This is a genomic window from Type-A symbiont of Plautia stali (genome assembly GCF_059731155.1).
Window position 1 is genome coordinate 652,874 of sequence record NZ_AP035891.1, and the last position, 17,204, is coordinate 670,077.

16 protein-coding genes and 2 pseudogenes are annotated in these 17,204 nt (G+C 55.5%); 16 read left to right on the top strand and 2 right to left on the bottom strand.

Annotation, left to right across the window (positions count from 1 at the left end; all coding sequences use genetic code 11):
- Window positions 1-132: 132 nt before the first annotated feature.
- Entirely contained in the window at window positions 133-1,017 is an 885-nt protein-coding gene (locus AC6I8M_RS03445) for a sugar phosphate isomerase/epimerase family protein (protein ID WP_010615569.1), read from the bottom strand.
- A 319-nt stretch (window positions 1,018-1,336) separates the two neighbouring features.
- Between AC6I8M_RS03445 and AC6I8M_RS03450 the strand changes: the two are divergent.
- Window positions 1,337-2,357: pseudogene (locus AC6I8M_RS03450) on the top strand (LacI family DNA-binding transcriptional regulator).
- A 29-nt stretch (window positions 2,358-2,386) separates the two neighbouring features.
- On the opposite strand, the gene AC6I8M_RS03455 reads toward AC6I8M_RS03450, so the two are convergent.
- Complete coding sequence (locus AC6I8M_RS03455) at window positions 2,387-2,557, bottom strand: hypothetical protein (protein WP_195910885.1); 171 nt, start codon at window positions 2,555-2,557, stop codon at window positions 2,387-2,389.
- Here AC6I8M_RS03455 and AC6I8M_RS03460 point away from each other — a divergent pair.
- From AC6I8M_RS03460 to AC6I8M_RS03530, 15 genes and pseudogenes are all read left to right on the top strand, one after another.
- The gene (locus AC6I8M_RS03460; RefSeq protein WP_010615568.1) at window positions 2,556-3,479 is read left to right on the top strand and encodes a TIM barrel protein; all 924 of its coding nucleotides are present in this window, start codon (window positions 2,556-2,558) and stop codon (window positions 3,477-3,479) included. The genes AC6I8M_RS03455 and AC6I8M_RS03460 overlap by 2 nt on opposite strands.
- Before the next feature lie 10 nt (window positions 3,480-3,489).
- Window positions 3,490-4,659, top strand: a complete 1,170-nt coding sequence (locus AC6I8M_RS03465) for a Gfo/Idh/MocA family protein (protein ID WP_010615567.1) — start codon at window positions 3,490-3,492, stop codon at window positions 4,657-4,659.
- A 127-nt stretch (window positions 4,660-4,786) separates the two neighbouring features.
- Window positions 4,787-5,086 carry a type II toxin-antitoxin system RelE/ParE family toxin gene (locus AC6I8M_RS03470; RefSeq protein WP_010615566.1) on the top strand — a complete coding sequence of 100 codons (300 nt, stop codon included), beginning with the start codon at window positions 4,787-4,789 and terminating at the stop codon, window positions 5,084-5,086.
- Window positions 5,073-5,372: a helix-turn-helix domain-containing protein gene (locus AC6I8M_RS03475; protein WP_010615565.1), complete on the top strand. Its 300-nt coding sequence runs from the start codon at window positions 5,073-5,075 to the stop codon at window positions 5,370-5,372. Before AC6I8M_RS03470 ends, AC6I8M_RS03475 begins: the two co-directional genes overlap by 14 nt.
- Before the next feature lie 225 nt (window positions 5,373-5,597).
- Entirely contained in the window at window positions 5,598-6,473 is an 876-nt protein-coding gene (locus AC6I8M_RS03480; protein WP_022549004.1) for a ParA family protein, read from the top strand.
- Complete coding sequence (gene dnaB-PI / locus AC6I8M_RS03485; RefSeq protein WP_010615562.1) at window positions 6,466-7,836, top strand: SPI-7-type island replicative DNA helicase; 1,371 nt, start codon at window positions 6,466-6,468, stop codon at window positions 7,834-7,836. Before AC6I8M_RS03480 ends, dnaB-PI begins: the two co-directional genes overlap by 8 nt.
- Window positions 7,833-9,527 (top strand): annotated as a pseudogene (locus AC6I8M_RS03490) (ParB family protein). Before dnaB-PI ends, AC6I8M_RS03490 begins: the two are co-directional and overlap by 4 nt.
- Window positions 9,520-10,230 carry a DUF2786 domain-containing protein gene (locus AC6I8M_RS03495; protein WP_010615559.1) on the top strand — a complete coding sequence of 237 codons (711 nt, stop codon included), beginning with the start codon at window positions 9,520-9,522 and terminating at the stop codon, window positions 10,228-10,230. Before AC6I8M_RS03490 ends, AC6I8M_RS03495 begins: the two are co-directional and overlap by 8 nt.
- A gap of 6 nt (window positions 10,231-10,236) precedes the next feature.
- Complete coding sequence (locus tag AC6I8M_RS03500; RefSeq protein WP_006777722.1) at window positions 10,237-10,827, top strand: DUF2857 domain-containing protein; 591 nt, start codon at window positions 10,237-10,239, stop codon at window positions 10,825-10,827.
- A complete protein-coding gene (locus AC6I8M_RS03505; RefSeq protein ID WP_004115572.1) occupies window positions 10,824-11,072 on the top strand; it encodes a ParE family toxin-like protein in 249 nt (82 codons plus the stop codon). The genes AC6I8M_RS03500 and AC6I8M_RS03505 overlap by 4 nt, the downstream gene beginning before the upstream one ends.
- Window positions 11,073-11,171: 99 nt before the next feature.
- A complete protein-coding gene (locus AC6I8M_RS03510) occupies window positions 11,172-12,410 on the top strand; it encodes an STY4528 family pathogenicity island replication protein (protein ID WP_010615558.1) in 1,239 nt (412 codons plus the stop codon).
- A 344-nt stretch (window positions 12,411-12,754) separates the two neighbouring features.
- The gene (locus AC6I8M_RS03515) at window positions 12,755-13,468 is read left to right on the top strand and encodes a PFL_4669 family integrating conjugative element protein (protein WP_010615557.1); all 714 of its coding nucleotides are present in this window, start codon (window positions 12,755-12,757) and stop codon (window positions 13,466-13,468) included.
- A 1-nt stretch (window position 13,469) separates the two neighbouring features.
- The gene (locus AC6I8M_RS03520; RefSeq protein WP_010615556.1) at window positions 13,470-14,024 is read left to right on the top strand and encodes a hypothetical protein; all 555 of its coding nucleotides are present in this window, start codon (window positions 13,470-13,472) and stop codon (window positions 14,022-14,024) included.
- A 15-nt stretch (window positions 14,025-14,039) separates the two neighbouring features.
- Complete coding sequence (locus AC6I8M_RS03525; protein WP_058948907.1) at window positions 14,040-16,061, top strand: DNA topoisomerase III; 2,022 nt, start codon at window positions 14,040-14,042, stop codon at window positions 16,059-16,061.
- A gap of 637 nt (window positions 16,062-16,698) precedes the next feature.
- Complete coding sequence (locus AC6I8M_RS03530) at window positions 16,699-17,169, top strand: STY4534 family ICE replication protein (RefSeq protein WP_010615554.1); 471 nt, start codon at window positions 16,699-16,701, stop codon at window positions 17,167-17,169.
- Window positions 17,170-17,204: the final 35 nt, after the last annotated feature.

Below are 17,204 nucleotides of genomic sequence, written 5' to 3' on the forward strand. Positions count from 1 at the left end.
GCCCTCACCCCAGCCCTCTCCCGCAGGCGGGAGAGGGGGCTGATTGTGCGTCCCTTTATCGCTGGCGGGAGAGGGGGTTGATGGTGCATCCATGTGTCATTAGCGGGAGAGGGGGCTGATGGTGCGGGCAACTTACAGATTCAGCAGCTCGCGCTCAATCAGCTCACGTGTTTCCACCGCTTGATACTTCATCTTCTCCGGATAGCCAAACAGCGCGGCGGAGATAATCGACTCGCCGCCCACTTTATAGTGACGGTTAGCGAAATCCATCTCGCGCAGCGCTTCGAACAGCGCGTCGAAATTCACCTCACCTTCGCCAACGGCCACGTGCTGGTGGATGGTGGCATCGACGCCCGGTGGGTTAACGATGTAGCGACAATGTTTAGTGTGGTTCATGGTATCGGCAATCAGCATGTGCGACAGATCGTCGCCAGCGTAATGCAGCATACTCTTCACGTCGCCTTTGCCCTTGTCATAGTAGAACGTATGCGGTGCGCTGTAGATGTATTTGACGTTGTCGCTGCGGAACGACTTGACGATATCGGCCGTTTCATTGCTCTCTTCGCAGAAATCCCACGGATGCGCCTGAATTTCCAGGCGGATCCCCTTACGCTCGAAAATCGGCAGCAGTTCGTCCATTGAGCGATAGAACATCTCTTCGCAGATTTCGGGCTCGTTCGGGTTACCGGAGAGCTCGGTATTGATCACCTGCACGCCCATCTCCACGGCAATCTCAATCATTCGCTTCCAGTTTTTCACCGCCGCCTGGCGCCGCAGCTCATCCGGTCCCGACCAGCGATAGACGGTAATAAACGAGGAGATCTCCAGTCCGGTAGCGTTGAGCGCATTTTTGTACTCGCGCATGATCTCCCGGCTGGCTTTTGGGTGTTTATAGAACGGATTGATCTGCGGATGCGGCGACTGTTCAATGTATTTATAGCCCCACTCCGCGACCTGATGCACCATACGCGTGATGCCGAGATCGCGGATAACATCCACATCAAAAGCGATTTTCATTGTTGTTCTCCTGCGCGTAACGTTACCCACCATCGCAATTGGCGGCTTGTGTCGCGTCAACTATAAAAACAGCCCGGCACCGGCTCTAATGCTTTGCTGATGCATTTCCATCAGTGCTGGCGACACGCTGCGGCGATCGTTTGCCAAATAATTATTCTATTTATGTGAGAAATGAAACGGATGATGGTGTTTGTGCGACAGCGATCAAAAGAATGAGAGGATTTACTCATTTATTGAGGGATAAAGACCGGCTTATATGGCGTGAAAGCATAACGTCAGGCATTTTTTTGATAGTTTATTATCATTAAGGGGCTTAACGATGAGCAAAATTACCATGAGCGCGATTGCCGCCGCTGCCGGGGTGGGGATCGCCACCGTGGATCGGGTGCTCAATCGCCGCGCGCCGGTGCGGGCGCAAACCGAACAGAAAGTACTGGCAGCGGCGCATCGGCTGGGCTACCGCAGCAGCCACGCCCCGCTCAGCACGCAGAGCGACGGCGTGACGCTGCGTATGGGGTTTATCCTGCTGTCGGCTTCGTACTCTATTTTATCAAACACTAACCGATGCGCTGCGCCAGCAGACGCAGCCATTTCATCCGGCCGGCAGCGAGCCGCTGTTTGTCTGGCACGAGATTGATGAGGTGGCAGCGGTGGTGGATTCGCTCTACCGGCTGGCTGAGCAGGTGGATGCTACCGGCGTGGTGGCGCTGGATCATCCGCTGATCCGCCACGCGATAGCGCACGTTTCGCGTCAGGGCGTGCGCGTCTACGCGCTGTTTTCTGACTTCTCGCCCTGTGGTTATGCTGGCTATTTCGGCCTGGATAATCAGAAAGCCGGGCGCAGCGCGGGCTGGATCGCCAGCCATCTGCTGCATCAGCCGGGTCCGGCGGGTGTGCTGCTGGGGGATCACCGCTTCATCTGTCAGGAAAACTGCGAGAGTGGTTTTCGCTCGTATCTGCGCGAGCAGGACAGTGCGCGGCGCGTGCTGGAACCGCTCAAAACCCACGAATCGATTGCGGGTGGTTATCAGGCGACTCGCCAGCTGCTGGAGCAGCATGCCGATCTGGCGCTGATCTACGCGCTGTGCGGCGGTATTGAAGGGGTCGTTCAGGCGCTGCGTGAGCAGCCGCAGCATGAGGTGGCGCTGATTTGTCACGGCCCGGTCAATGATGGCGACCTGGCGCTGGTAGATGGCATCATCACGGTGATGCTGCGCCATCAGATCGATGACATGGCACGACAGCTGGCGCAAACCGTGCTGCAACGTCACGCCGAGCGCAGCGACCATTTTTCTCAGGTCACCCTGCCGTTTGAGATCGTTATGCGGGAAAATGTATGAGGCGTTGCGCCGTCACCCCTTGTTATTGCTCACCGGACGACAGCCGCGCCAGCGCGCGCGGCGGTAATGATTGATAAAAAGATATCAAAATTTTGATAATTAAATTTATGATCGCTATCAAAGAATGAAAGTTCCATGATTGAGGTTGGTGAAATATCTATTTGATACTGACGCCAGCCCTCATCATAAGGAACCATCATGACCCTACACATTGCCAATGCGCCCTGCAGCTGGGGCGTAGACGATCCTGACAATCCCTTCCTGCCGCCATGGCAAACGGTGCTGCGTGAGGCGGCCCAGGCCGGTTACCGCAGCATTGAGCTCGGGCCGTGGCGCTATCTGCCGACCGATGCCGCCGAACTGCGCCAGCAGCTGGAAGCGCATCAGCTGTCGCTGGTGGCCGGCACCATTTTTGATTATTTGGTCAGCGAGGCGAATTTCCCGGCGATGGTTGAGCTGACGCACAACATCTGCCGCAACCTGTCGCAGGTGCCGTGCGCGGCGCGCACGCACGGTGATAACCGGCCCACGCCCTATCTGGTGATTATCGATTTCGGCAACCCGCAGCGGGCGCAATTTGCCGGCCAGACGGAGAAAGCGCCGCGCTTGGCACCCGCGGACTGGCAGCGCATGATGCAGCACATCACTCAGCTCAGCCACATCGCCTGGCACGACTACGGCGTGCGACCGGTGATTCATCCTCATGCCGGTGGCTGCATTGAGTTTGCTGATGAACTGGAACAGCTGGTGCAGGACATCCCGCATGAGGTCGCCGGACTGTGTCTCGATACCGGCCATCTTTTTTATTCCAGCATGGACCCGCAGACCTGGCTGCAACGTTACTGGTCGCGCATCGACTATCTGCATTTCAAAGACATCAATGCGGCCGTCTGGCGCGATGTGATTGCGCGCGGCGTCGACTTTTTCACTGCCTGTGCCGAGGGCGTGATGTGCCCGCTTGGCCAGGGCGCGATTGATTACCCGGCGCTGCGGGCGTTTCTCGCTGAACGTCACTATCAGGGCTGGATCACCATAGAGCAGGAGCGCGATCCGCGCAACGCCGGCACCAGTCTGCAGGACGTTACGGCCAGCCTGCACTACCTGCATTCCATCGGATTCTGAGGAGAACAGCATGATTAACGGGAGCAAAGTACTGGATCGCGCGCTGCGCTGGGGCATGGTGGGCGGCGGCGGCACCAGCCAGATCGGTTACATCCACCGTTCCGCTGCCTTACGCGACGGCAACTTCACCTTAGTGGCGGGCGCGTTTGATATTGATGCGGCACGCGGACAGGCGTTTGGCCGCGCGCTGGGCGTGGCGGCCGAGCGCTGCTATAGCGATTACGAAACCCTGTTTAAAGCGGAAGCCGCGCGTGCTGATGGCATTGAAGCCGTCTCCATCGCCACGCCGAACAATACGCACTTTGCTATCTGCCGCGCCGCGCTCAGCGCCGGGCTGCACGTGGTGTGTGAAAAGCCGCTGTGTTTCACCTCCGCTGAAGCTGAGGAACTGCAGCAACTGTGTAGGGCGCAGCAGAAGATCATCGGCGTGACCTACGGTTATGCCGGCCATCAGCTGATTCAGCAGGCGTGCGCCATGATTGCTGACGGGCTGCTGGGTGAGATCCGCATTGTGAACATGCAGTTTGCTCACGGCTTTCATCACGAAGCGGTGGAGCTACAGAACGCCAGCACCCGCTGGCGCGTCGATCCGCGTTTTGTCGGCCCGAGCTATGTGCTGGGCGATCTGGCCACCCATCCGCTGTTTATCGCTGAAACCCTGTTGCCGCAGTTGCAAATAAAACGCCTGCTGTGCAGCCGCCAGAGCTTTGTGGCCTCGCGTGCGCCGCTGGAAGATAACGCCTTTGTGATGATGGAATACGACAACGGCGCGGTCGGCACGCTGTGGGCGTCAGCGGTGAACTGCGGATCGATGCACGGCCAGAAAATTCGCGTGGTGGGTGCCCGAGCCAGTCTGGAGTGGTGGGACGAACAGCCAAACCAGTTGCGCTATGAAGTGCAGGGCGAGCCGGTGCAGATTCTTGAGCGTGGCATGGGCTATCTGCACGCCAGCGCGCTGGCCGATGACCGTATTGGTGGCGGCCATCCCGAAGGATTATTTGAAGCCTGGTCGAATCTCTATCGCCGTTTTGCGCTGGCGATGGACGCCACCGACCGCGGCGATCACGCCTTCCTGAAGGATTTCTGGTATCCGGACGTGCACGCCGGGCTGATGGGGGTACGCTGGGTGGAACAGTGTGTCAAATCGGCGGATGCCGGTGCGGTGTGGGTTGAGTGCTGAATAGCTGACGAAATTTAAGCTGAGTGAGAGGCCGCGGGGCGGCATCCGTGCTTTATTGTGAGCCGCTGCGCATGCCTTCCGCAGTCGCTGCGGCGATCTGATCGATGGCGCGGCGCAGGATGACGCGATGATTGAGGATGTGTTGGCCAGCCTGGCGGTTCTCAGGGAGTTCGGGCCCACGTTAGGGCGGCCTGATGTTGATACCCTCGTCGGGTCGCGTTTTTCCAATATGAAAGAACTCCGTGTTCAGAGTAATGGCCGGGCGATTCGTGCGTTTTTTGCCTTCGATCCGGTCAGACGGGCCATTGTGCTCTGTGCGGGAAACAAAACCGGAACGCATCAGCGGCGCTTTTATCAGGCGATGATTAAACTGGCTGACCGCGAGTATCAACAGCATCTGGAGGAGATGAATCATGCCAAAACTTGAAGACCTGATTGCTCAGCGTTCGCCTGAATCACAGGCGCGCATCAGAAATAAGGCGGCGGAAAAAATCCTCGAGATTCGTCTGCGGCAGCTGCGGGAAGAACTGGCGCTTTCACAGGTACAGCTGGCTGAAAAGATGGGTGTTTCGCAACCTGCTATTGCAGCCATCGAGGCGCGCGGTGACGAACTGAAACTCTCCAGCCTGAAAAAGTACGTTGAGGCGTTAGGCGGAAAATTGAGCGTAACAGTTGAACTGCCAGCCGGTGACGGGCGGATTTTTCAGCTTTAAGGGTTTCTGCCAGGCCACAGGATGAGCGATTCTGCCGGCGCAGAAAAGCAAAAACCCAGCCATAAGGCTGGGTTTTCTGAATAGTGGTGCCCGGACGCGGAATCGAACCACCGACACGGGGATTTTCAATCCCATTGCCGGAAAGTTAAATTTTTTGCCTTTGTGTTACATAGATGTGAATAATCGCTAACGCATACATCCAAACCATTGTTTTGGATGTGCAAAATGACAATACTTCCCGTTATCTCTCCTAAAGGTGGAGAAGGCAAATCCACGTTTGCTGCTTACCTTGCCGGTTTTCTTGCCGATGCTGGCCTGAACACCCTCCTTGTGGATGCAGACTATTCCCAGCCCACAGCCAGCAGTATCTTCGCGCTGGAGCATGAATCCCCTTGCGGCCTCTATGAACTGCTGATGCAGATGGTCAGTGACCATACGCAATGCATTTCGCAGACCGCCATAAAAAATCTCGATGTCATCTACTCTAACGACCCGGACGAACTGTTGCCGACCGCGATGCTCCATGCTGCAGACGGCCGTCTGCGCCTGCGTAACATACTTCAGCATCCTTTCTTTAACCGTTATGACGTCATTATTGTGGATTCGAAAGGCGCAACAGGCGTCATGACCGAACTTTCCCTCCTTTCCTCTACCGGTAATGTGATGGGCGTTGTTAAACCCATCCTTCCGGATGTCCGTGAATTTATCCGCGGCTCCCTTCATATGCTTACCCGCCTGAAAACCTATGAAAATTACGGTATCCGCCTTCCTGATATTTCCATTCTCGTCAACTGTATCGAAAACACTCTGCTTGACCGTGAAGCAATGGACGGTCTTGCCGCCATCATTAACGAAAAACATTACGACGCCTCTGCGCTGGGCAACCGTGACGTTTATCGTTTACTCGATACCCGTATCGAGGCGTTGGATATTTTCAAACTGGGGCACGTCAAGCAGCAGCCCGTGCATCGTCTGGAATACAAAACGCGCCGCAAAGGTCCGGCCGCAGCCGTCACCATGCACGACCTCGCGTGTGAACTGTTCCCTGAGTGGCAGAGCCATTTTAGCGACGTTCTGACCCGGGAGGTGCGTCATGTCTGAGATGATGATGCCCTGCTCTTATGAGGCTGAGCAGGCCGTACTGGGCGGACTGATGCTTGATAACGACCGGTGGGATGAGGTGATACTGCAAATCTCCCCGGAAGATTTCTTTTCCCGACCTCACCGTATGGTCTTCCGCGTGATGGCCGAGCTGGCCGGAGAAGGGCTACCGCTCGATCTTATCACTATTACGGAACGTCTGGAGAACAGAGGCGACCTTGAACAGTGTGGCGGCTTTGCTTATCTGGCTGAAATGAGTAAAAACACGCCGTCTGCAGCTAATATCCTGGCTTATGCCGGGGTCGTGGCGGAGAAAAGCCGCCTGCGGCAGCTGATGACAGTGGGTAACAGTCTTCTTTCCGATGTGCAGGCCCCGAAAGCCAGCTCGGCCGGCATCCTTGAGTCGGCCGAAGGTAAGCTGCTTAACATTGCCGAACAGGGAGCCATGCAGCTCAACAGTGAGACCGGCGTTAACGAGGCGCTGGATAAACTGCTGACGCATCTGGAAAGCATGTCCGGCAGTGACGGCCTCACCGGGACACCGACAGGGTTCAGTGAACTGGACGCGATGACCTGTGGTCTCCAGCCCGGCGATCTGGCCCTGCTGGCCGCCCGTCCTTCCATGGGGAAAACGTCGCTGGCCATGGCAGCCTGCACCGCGGCCGTGGGCGCAAAACCTGACGATCACGTCTTTGTGTTCAGTCTTGAAATGCCCTCAGAGCAGCTGATGATGCGCCTGCTGGCGATGGAAGGCCGGGTGGAACTGTCCCGGCTTCGCAGCGGCAACATGGATGATGAAGACTGGGCTCGCGTGTCAGCGGCTACCGGTCGCATTATTGAATGGAAAAACCGTCTGATCATTGATGATACCAGTTACCAGACCCCGGCCACACTGCGCGCCCGCGCCCGTCGCTATGTCCGCAAATACGGCAGACCCTCTCTCATCATGCTGGACTATCTGCAGCTTGTCCGCTCCCCCGAGCAGGAAAACCGCACGCAGGAAATAGCGGAAATTTCCCGCTCGCTTAAGGCGCTCGGTAAAGAGCTGGGCTGTCCGGTACTGGCGCTTTCCCAGCTCAACCGCCTAGTGGAGCAGCGGACCGATAAACGCCCCAATAATGGTGATCTGCGTGACTCTGGTGCGCTGGAGCAGGATGCGGACCTCATCATGTTTATTTACCGGGATGAGGTTTATAACCCCGGCACCCCTGATGCCGGGGTGGCTGAGATCATTGTCGGCAAGCAGCGGCAGGGGCCAACCGGCACGGTGAAAGTCAAATTTGACGGGCGTTATACCCTCTTTTCGGAGTTTCAGGAAGGCAGCTATGACTTCGGTTACCGCAGCGGGAGGAAACAGGCATGAGCCGTAAAAGTTCTAATGTGGGGGCTGCCATGCTGCAGCCCGGACGCCAGTCGCAGGCGGCCGGCAATATCAGCGTCATGCCGGCGGCTGAAATGCCCATGGTCCTGACGCTCGACCAGTTAAGCCCGAATCCTGATAATCCGCGAACATCACGCAATCCGCGTTATGACGATATCAAGGCTTCCATCCGTTCGCGCGGGCTGGACACCGTACCCAAAGTCACCCGTGACCCGGATGGTGAGCCCGATATGTACATCTTCAGCGACGGGGGTAATACACGTTATCAGATCCTGTCAGAACTGTGGCAGGAGACCGGAGAAGACCGTTTTTTCCGTGTCCATGTTTTGTTCAAGCCGTGGCCGGGACGGCTGCAGTGTGTTATCGGCCATCTGGCAGAGAATGAAGTGCGCGGGGAACTGAGTTTTATTGAAAAAGCGCAGGGGATCCACAAAGCCCGCTCTATATATGAAGAGCAGTTGGGAAAGGCAGTCTCTTTACGACAGTTGTCAGAGCTTCTGACCCGTGAAGGTCTGCCGGTACATAATTCAACTATCAGCCGTATGGAAGATGCACTGAAATATCTTTTTCCGTGGATCCCTGACCTGCTTGAGTCCGGCTTGGCAGGCCACAAATAACGTCACTGCTGGCGCTTCGGCATGATGCGGAACGCGTGTGGGATGAGTATAGCCTGCTTTCAGATGTCAGCGAAAAATCCTTCAGCGATGTTTTTGGCCAGTGTTGTGGCCGTTTCAACTCACCGGAACTGTGGTCTCTTGAGATGTTTCGCGATGAATTAATTGGTGATTTACTGCATGCGCTGCCCCATCCGGAGCTGGATTATGACCGCTGGATGATGGAATTGGATCCTAAAGAACGTAACCGCAGACATCACTTCGGCGATCCAGAACCGGTGTCCATCCCTCCCGCAAACAGCCTCGTCACCGCTGACTCTGCAGGTCAGGCCACACCGGCGCAGAAGTCTGTTGAGGTCGCGCAGCCTTTCTCCAGTCCACGTCGTGAAATCTCAGGAGAGCCGGTAACGCCCGCCCCGGATAATACCCCACCTGAAAAACTGGATAAACAGCACCCCCGGCATGAGGTTCAGCCAGATATGTACGGTGCCGCGCCGGTCATTTCAGGTGAGAGCGGGGATGTTAGCGGGCTGGTTACCCTCTCCGATGGGTACGGAGAAGAGAATGGTGAAGATAGAGGACAATGGGGAGGATGGCCTGCTTTCTCTTTTAACACCAGAACCTGAAGTTGTCCTGCAGGATGACGCGCCGGTGACTAATGACAGCATCTGGCATGTGCCGGCCCATCAGGACGATATCGAACACCTGCAGAATACCGCTTTTCGTCTGGCCTGGGAGCTGGGTGAGGTCCTTGGCTGCGAAGATGAAATTCTTCCTCAACGCGACAACGACATGTCTGCCGGTTACGTCGGGGCAGGTGAGGTGTGTTCTGAAGCCGCCGCATTTCTGCTGGGCCTGACCGGCGAAGCACCTGCGCTGCATCCTGCGGCAGGAGTGTGTGGTCTGCCGGAGCTTTTCACCGGCGGCCCGGGTGAGGGGGAAGCACCTGCACTGACAGATGAAGATGCTCTGAAACTGCTGCGCCTGATGCGCGTTATGCGCCGTCTCCGGGAGCTGCAACGTGGTCTGACGTACGGGGAGGATAACAGTGATGAATAACTCACAGCGACAGTTGCGACTGCTGAATCTTGTCAGGAAGCTGCTGAAGCTGGGCCGCAGCAACACTAATGCCCATGAGGCAGGACTGGCCCTGCAGCGTGCCCAGAAGCTGATGGCCAGATACGGTATCAGCGAGCTTGACGCCGGTCTTACATCTGTGCGCGAAGCGTCTTCCCGCACGGCCCCTTCGGATGCTGAAAAAGTTCCGGAATGGATGGTAACCCTTGTCTGGGGCGTCTGTCATGTCTTTGGCTGCCGCGCTTATTACTCATGGCGTCAGACCTCTGCCGGGTATCGCCGTTCGGTAACCTTTTACGGATTCAGTGAAAAACCTGAGATAGCAGCCTATGCCTTTGATGTGCTGACGCGCCAGCTGAAAGATGCCACAAATTCTTATCTCAAAACCCAGAGTAAGCGGCTGAAACTGGCCACACGCCGGGCGAGAGCGGAGCAGTTTCGTGACGGCTGGGTATGTGGGGTGCGTGAGGTGATATCGGCAACTGACATCAGCAGCGAGGAGCAGCAGGTGATGAGCCACTGGCTGGAAAGCCGCAGTATGAAAACAGTCACAACCCGTGAACTGAAAGCCTGCCGCGGGGCGGATACAGCACGTTATCAGGGGTATGAAGCCGGACAAAATGCCCGTCTTCATCAGGGTGTCAGCGGCCGGGGTCCGGCAGCCATTGGTTACCGTCAGGATTAAGGGGGAATGATGAACAGTTTATCTCAGGCGGCCAACGGATTGCTGATGCAGCTGGTTATGGATCTCAGAAGTGGCTATCTGCGCCGCTGCGAATCGCTGGGACTGAACCGCGAGGAAATGCAGATGCTGCAGGGGCTCTCGCTCGAAGAGCTTCACTACCTTTCCGGCAGTGAGGTGTCGATCATCAGTGTGGGGATCAATCACGGCAATCTGGTGCGCATGCTGCAGCAGGCCCGGACTGAACAGAAACGACTCCAGCGTATCGATCGGGCGCTGGCGCTGGGCGGCTCCATTGAACTGATGGCCAATTACTTCGGGCTCTCCAGTACGGACGTGGCGGCCCGCCGTCGTATTGCCGGTATCGATGTCCGGCCGGGGCGCGGTAACGCACTGGGTGATGAGGAAAACGCCGCCCTGTGGCGTCAGTGGCAAAAGTCCGGCGTTGAAGATGCGGAAAGTGCTGACGGGCTGGACGTGATGATGCTGGCTGCAGAACAGATGAACGTCTCGCTGACGTCGGTCTGGCATGCGGTCCGTGGCTGGCACAAGACCCGGCAGCCTTCTCCGGCACGAACGCCGGTAAGGAAGACGGCATGAAATACAGGATGGTTGCGCCGGGCCTGCGGGCTCCCCATGGTACGCCGCCGCAATGCTGTCAGAAGGCGTTACGTCAGGTTCGCCGTTTCCGGCAGGGGGCGCGTAATTACACCCGGCTCGATGAGAAAGGCTGCGGTTACTACAAAATCGATCTCGGCCCGTTCTGGCGTCTGCTGAGTCGCAACGAAGGCCGGACATGGCTTCTTCTCAGCCACGAACGCTATAACAGCGCCATACGGAAATAGCAGCATGACAGCCTGTTTACCCTGCACCCGTACGCGGGTGCAGTACTAAGCATACTGACAGTTCAGAACGGTCGTGATGGCGGCCGAAAAGGAAAAATAATGAGTCTGCCTGCAGAAAGCCTGATTGCTTATACGCTGGATAAAATGAATGCCCGCCTTGCGGCCAGTCCCCGGCGGGATGATGGCAGGATACGTAACGGCCTGCTGTTTACCGGAAATGTGCATGATTCCATTCCCCGCCGGCTGTTGCTCGACACGCGGTTGTCACCACTGGACAAGATGGGCTGGATGATGATCCGGCTGTATGCACAAAATAATGAGAGGGCGGTTTTCCCCAGCTATGACGAACTGCAGCTGCAGCTTGCCTCACCCGGAAAGGGAAAAGCCTCAAGGGAAACGGTAAGCCGCGTCCTGCTGATGCTGCGAATAACCGGCTGGCTCAGCCTCTGTAAACGCGTGCGCGATGATAAAGGGCGGGTGAGGGGGAATATCTATGCTCAGCACGATGAGCCCCTGACGTTCAGCGATGCGGAAATGCTCGACCCCCGCTTCCTTGATACGGTGGCGGATGCCTGCCTGAGTAAAAACCGGACTATCAGCCAGACCGCCCGCGAAGTGCTCGACGATATAAAAAACGACCCCACCATGCGCCATTATCGCAGCCATCTTGCGCTGATAGAATCGCGTCTGGACAGCCCACAGACTCCCAGCCAGATGTCGAAACATCATCACCGAATACCCTGTCCCGCACCGGGTTCGGAAACCGAACTCAGTCATAAACGGCCAGGAATCGTCGCTAAAAAACAGAGTTCGGATACCGAACTCAGTCCAGAAAGATACAACAATTCACTGAGTTCGGAATCCGTACTGCCAGTAAAAACAGGCAGTTATGATCGGGTTCGGAAACCGAACCATTACGTACGTAGTATCACACACAGTGTGAATAAAAATACGTACGTACCGGGTAAACCTGTGCTTCCCGACAGTCTGCATGAACTTGTGCCGGCAGAAGATATTTCCATGCTGACCGCACAGCTGCAGGCGCTGCCTGAAGAACAGGCACAACTTGTGCTGCTCAGCCTGCAAAAGGTGATGGCACGCCAGCAGCTCAGCAACCCGGTTGGCTGGTTGCTGGCCGTAATGAAAAAAGCCCGTGAGGGCAGGTTATACGCGCCCCGTCAGGCTGATGATTCGCCTGAGAGTGCCGTGCAAAAAAACGCTCAGCGTCCTGAACAACAGCTGTGGAAGCCAGAACCACGTTCTTCTGTCCATCCTGTATCGGAAGAGAACATACGAAATTTGGTTAGAGATATTCGTAGAAAGCTAAACGATAGATAGCTACTTCTGGAACTGGAGGTTAAAAAGTAAACAGTGCTGCGAGTGGCAGCAGTGGTTAAAAATTAGTCGGTGCTGCAAGTGGCAGCGGCGGATAAAAAATGTACAGCACTGCATGGGTCTAGTTTGAGTAAAACATGAAAGGATTTTATCTTTTGATTTTTAAGCAGTTTGAGGAGTCATTTTATATAACTGACTACTTCAATGCCCTGAGCTAGCCCGCTATGAAGCCATATAAGTGAATTTCCTAGATTAGGGATCTGGTTTCTGGTTGTCCCCAAGCTCCTGCCTGAAGAGTATCACTGACTCAGGTCGAACCTGACCGGGATCTTACAGGAGATGATTTCATGACCACTGAAAATGAAACGCGAAGCGATAAACCGGGCGGACTCACATCCTCCCTGAAAATCGAGATCCACTCAAACTATGCTATCCGTCTCTGGGAAGGCCGCCCGCAGGCTCAGGCAAAGGAGGGTGTAAAGAAAGTTAAGCATGCCATCATGAGTATGCCCCAGGCTATTAAGCGCTCAGGAATTATTTATCAGGATTCCCTGGCAGATAACCCATGGGCAGATGAGGCGATGTTCAGGGTTGAAACGCTTTTGAATGAAGCTGGAGAACATATCAAAAGCCGGGTAGAAGAACTTGAGGTCATATTGAAATCAGTTCCCCCTGCTGTTTCATTTTCTGACATTGCCTCCTCGTCTCCACTTAATATAGGTGTATACAGTCGTTCTCCGCTGGGTTACAGATGTGTATGGGTGCTCGTCGGATATGACCAGATGGCCCTTAAAGCATTCCAGGCGGCTCATTACGGTCTCATATCCCGAAACCGTCGCGATGAACTACTGAGCCATTGCGCTCACTTAATCAGAAAAGTATATGGTGTGCTACGCCTTTATCGAACCGTCAAGGTTAACCGTGCTGACATAGCAATCCAGACTAAAGAAGCACAACAGGCAATAGAAAAACTGGGCATGCCCGATACTGACATTCTTACTGGTAAGAAACGCTCTTCCTTTTCTCCACCTCTGAGAAAAGCCGTTCAGGAGGAGAAGTAATATGATTCGCCCTGTGTTCCTCCTCACCTCCTTCTTTTTACTGAGCGGATGCGCAACAACGGACTGGGCTGCGATTAATAAACAGGTCAGTGACACAGCCGCAAACCTGACAAAAACGTTGGGCGGCAACAGCAGCGGAGAAAGTGGTGGGATGCCGCTGATGACCCCGGCGGGGCAACAGGCCATGCAGTCCGTCGATAAAACGTTCTCCGTGCCGGTCGATGTGGATACCGCGGCGGCCCGCCTGAAGCGCCATTACAAATTTATCTCCACGCAGGAGCTTGAGGCACTGCGGCAGGCCGCAAATGACGGGGACTGGAAAGCGGCTGCTGAAGATGATGCGCATCCCGTCTGGGACGCCATGCCGGGCAGCTACTACAAAATGGGCTCCGACTGGAACGGACGTGATCACCTGGATATCGAAATCAAGAAAAACGGGTCCGGCAGCAGGCTCTATGTTGTCTATCGCTCATCATCATCACAGCGTCTGGCCGGGTCCGGCGTCAGGAAGCTGATGAATGATGTCCGCGCTGTTGCGGCGGGTGAAAAACGCTGATGCGGGAGGTAACACATGCAACTCTTTTTGTGTGAAAAACCCTCCCAGGCAAAGGATATTGCCCGCGTGCTGGGCATCAGCAAGCGGGAGCAGGGATTTATCAGCGGCGGTAACATCGTTGTGACCTGGGCGGTCGGCCATTTACTCGAAACTGCCAGCCCTGAAGCCTATGGCGAGCAGTATGGCAGGCCATGGCGTGCCGATGTTCTGCCTGTGCTGCCTGAGGCCTGGAAAATGGTCGTCAAAGATCAGACAAAATCGCAGTTCACCGTTATCAGTAAGCTGCTCAAAAAGGCATCTGAGGTGGTCATCGCAACCGATGCCGACCGCGAGGGCGAGGTGATCGCGCGTGAGCTGCTGGAATACTACCGCTACAGTGGCGCGGTACGCCGGCTCTGGTTGTCAGCCCTGGATGAGGCCAGTGTGAAGGAAGCACTGGGCAATATTCTTCCCGGAGAAAAAACAGCCCTGCTTTATGATGCCGGCAAGGGCCGGAGCCAGGCTGACTGGCTCATCGGTATGAACCTGACCCGCCTTTATACCCTCAAAGCCCGTGACTCAGGAGTGTCAGAAGTGCTGTCCGTCGGGCGGGTACAGACGCCGACGCTTGCCATGGTGGTTAACAGGGATAATGAAATCACGTCCTTCGTGCCAAAGCCCTGGTGGCAGGTACATGCGCTTATTGAAAAAGAGGGTGTCCGGTTCCGGGCGGGCTGGGTGCCCGTTGAGCAGTACTGTGACGAGGAAAAGCGTTGCATCAATCCCCAGGCAGACCGGGCGGTGGGACAGCTTTGTCAGCAGCAGGGCAGGGCTAAGGTACTGGAGGTGACACAGAAGCGGGAGAAAACGGCTGCGCCGCTCTGTTTTGACCTAGGCACCCTTCAGCAGGTCTGTTCCCGAAAATTCGGCATGGGAGCAAATGATGTGCTCGCCATTGCTCAGTCACTTTACGAAACCCATAAAGCGACCACCTACCCCCGGACAGACTGCGGTTTCCTTCCAACTTCGATGCAGCAGGAAATACCCGACGTTCTGGCGGCAGTGGCAAAATCCGATCCCGCTGTGGCCCCGGTACTGAATCAGCTGGACAGGCAGTTTGTCTCGCGTGTCTGGAATGACAAGAAAATCACCGCGCACCATGCCATCATTCCCACCCGACAGGCATTTGATTTGTCGCGCCTCAGCGCCGATGAGCTGAAGGTCTACCATCTGATTCGCCAGCATTATTTCGCCCAGTTCCTTCCGCAGCAGGAATCTGACGTGACGGAGGCGTCTTTCAATATCGGTGGCCAGCTGTTCCGTACACGCGGGAAAGTCGGTGTGGTGACGGGCTGGAAGTCATTGTTCCAGGCTGAAAAAGATGACGATGAAGAGGACGTCGACGGTGACAGTATGGCGCTGCCGGCGCTGGCAAAAGGGGATATTTGCGCTGTCACCGGTTCTGAGGTTAAGGATATGAAAACCAGTCCGCCTAAACCGTTCACGGAGGGGACGCTGATTGCTGCCATGAAGAACGCGGCCAGTTTCGTCAGTGACTCGAAGCTCAAGAAAGTGCTGCGTGATAACGCCGGTCTGGGAACAGAGGCGACGCGTGCGGCAGTACTCGAAACCCTCTTCAAACGACACTATCTGGAGAAAAAAGGGAAGCACATCCACTCAACGCAGATGGCCCGGGAGCTGATTGCGGCCCTGCCGGAAACGCTGACGAGCACGGGCATGACCGCATTATGGGAGCAGGCACTGGATGATATTTCGCAGGGGAAAATGTCGCTTGCGGTCTTTATGCAAAAGCAGCTGCAGTGGCCCCGTCACCTTGTCGAAAAAGGCCGCCAAGACAGTGTGAAAATCACCGCTCCCGTCACGCCCCCTTGCCCGTTATGCAAAGGGCCCACACGTAAACGCAAGGGTAAGAAAGGAGATTTTTGGGGTTGCGTGCGTTACCCAGACTGCAAAGGTATTATTAACACCAACGGGAAAAAGACCACAAAGCGCAAAAAAGCAGCAACAGGGACAAAAACAGAATCATCCGCACAGTGATGAGTTATTTCACTGTACAACCCCGGGCCGGGTTCTGCTAATGTGACTACGCTTCGATATGTACCCCTTTGCCGGAGGCAGCCAGCTTAACTTTAACGGGATTAATCTGGCAACCGGCACGACGGTCTGCCATTGCACATCTGGCAGGAACTGTAAGACGCATGCGCTCCGTGAAAATCGCGTCGGGAACGGATCCCCGGAGTAGTGAGATACTTTAAGGTCTGGTACAGCCCCCACGGCGTTGCATATGCAGCGCCGTTTTCATTTCTGGTTTTATGGGTTGACACCAGGCTTGTTTGGTTTAAAAATCAACAGTGCTTACCGCTGTTTTTCACAGCCAGCTAAAGTTTCAGCAGTCTGAGAGAAACGCCTTCGGGTGACTGCCAGCTAACGTTTCACCGGTCTGAGAGAAACACCTTCGGGTGACCGGAAAATCCTCGCAGCCTGAGAGAGGATACCTTCGGGTGGTAAATCCGTTTAACCTCTGGAAACGGATATCACTGCACAGTGATTGAGGTCCTTTCAACATACCAGACTCTCAGGATTCAACCGATCCTGACCCCCGACGGGAAACCACTCCCGTCAGGGCAGATGGTTTCTCCGCCGTACCTTTTTTTACCTCCATGGAGAAAACATCATGTCTGCAAACAATACTTCTGCATCTGCAAAATCTGAGTACTTCAACCTGACTATCAAAGGCATCGGGTATCTCAGCAACATCCGCCAGGTTAACCATCAGAATGGCTCGTTCCTCAGCTGCGTAATCAATGCACTGAGTGGTCCGACTGATAATCCGGCCTACGTCCGATTTGACATTTCTGTCGCAGGTAAAGAGGCAACCAGCCTTATCGCCCGCTGCCAAAAAGCCGTCGATGAAGACAAGAAAGTCCTGTTGGGCTTTAACCTGAGTAACCCGTCCACGGACATATTTACGCTGAACAAAGGCGACCATGCCGGCGAACAGCGCGTCAGTCTGAAAGCCCGCCTGATAAAGGTGGACTGGATCAAAATAGGCCAGGAAATGGTTTACAAGACTGAAAAATCTGACTCCGTGCCGCCACAGAATGGCTCTGCCGCACAACGCGACTACGCAGAAAACTCATTCTGATGCGCACCTGACACACCCCGTTCGCGGGGTGTTTC

Coding starts and splice junctions, on each gene's coding strand:
- AC6I8M_RS03495 (WP_010615559.1), top strand. CDS start 9,520: ATGAATAACTCACAGCGACAGTTGCGACTGCTGAATCTTGTCAGGAAG.
- AC6I8M_RS03515 (WP_010615557.1), top strand. CDS start 12,755: ATGACCACTGAAAATGAAACGCGAAGCGATAAACCGGGCGGACTCACA.
- AC6I8M_RS03455 (WP_195910885.1), bottom strand. CDS start 2,557: ATGATGGTTCCTTATGATGAGGGCTGGCGTCAGTATCAAATAGATATT.
- AC6I8M_RS03510 (WP_010615558.1), top strand. CDS start 11,172: ATGAGTCTGCCTGCAGAAAGCCTGATTGCTTATACGCTGGATAAAATG.
- AC6I8M_RS03445 (WP_010615569.1), bottom strand. CDS start 1,017: ATGAAAATCGCTTTTGATGTGGATGTTATCCGCGATCTCGGCATCACG.
- AC6I8M_RS03460 (WP_010615568.1), top strand. CDS start 2,556: ATGACCCTACACATTGCCAATGCGCCCTGCAGCTGGGGCGTAGACGAT.
- AC6I8M_RS03475 (WP_010615565.1), top strand. CDS start 5,073: ATGCCAAAACTTGAAGACCTGATTGCTCAGCGTTCGCCTGAATCACAG.
- dnaB-PI (WP_010615562.1), top strand. CDS start 6,466: ATGTCTGAGATGATGATGCCCTGCTCTTATGAGGCTGAGCAGGCCGTA.
- AC6I8M_RS03530 (WP_010615554.1), top strand. CDS start 16,699: ATGTCTGCAAACAATACTTCTGCATCTGCAAAATCTGAGTACTTCAAC.
- AC6I8M_RS03525 (WP_058948907.1), top strand. CDS start 14,040: ATGCAACTCTTTTTGTGTGAAAAACCCTCCCAGGCAAAGGATATTGCC.
- AC6I8M_RS03480 (WP_022549004.1), top strand. CDS start 5,598: ATGACAATACTTCCCGTTATCTCTCCTAAAGGTGGAGAAGGCAAATCC.
- AC6I8M_RS03470 (WP_010615566.1), top strand. CDS start 4,787: ATGATTGAGGATGTGTTGGCCAGCCTGGCGGTTCTCAGGGAGTTCGGG.
- AC6I8M_RS03500 (WP_006777722.1), top strand. CDS start 10,237: ATGATGAACAGTTTATCTCAGGCGGCCAACGGATTGCTGATGCAGCTG.
- AC6I8M_RS03505 (WP_004115572.1), top strand. CDS start 10,824: ATGAAATACAGGATGGTTGCGCCGGGCCTGCGGGCTCCCCATGGTACG.
- AC6I8M_RS03465 (WP_010615567.1), top strand. CDS start 3,490: ATGATTAACGGGAGCAAAGTACTGGATCGCGCGCTGCGCTGGGGCATG.
- AC6I8M_RS03520 (WP_010615556.1), top strand. CDS start 13,470: ATGATTCGCCCTGTGTTCCTCCTCACCTCCTTCTTTTTACTGAGCGGA.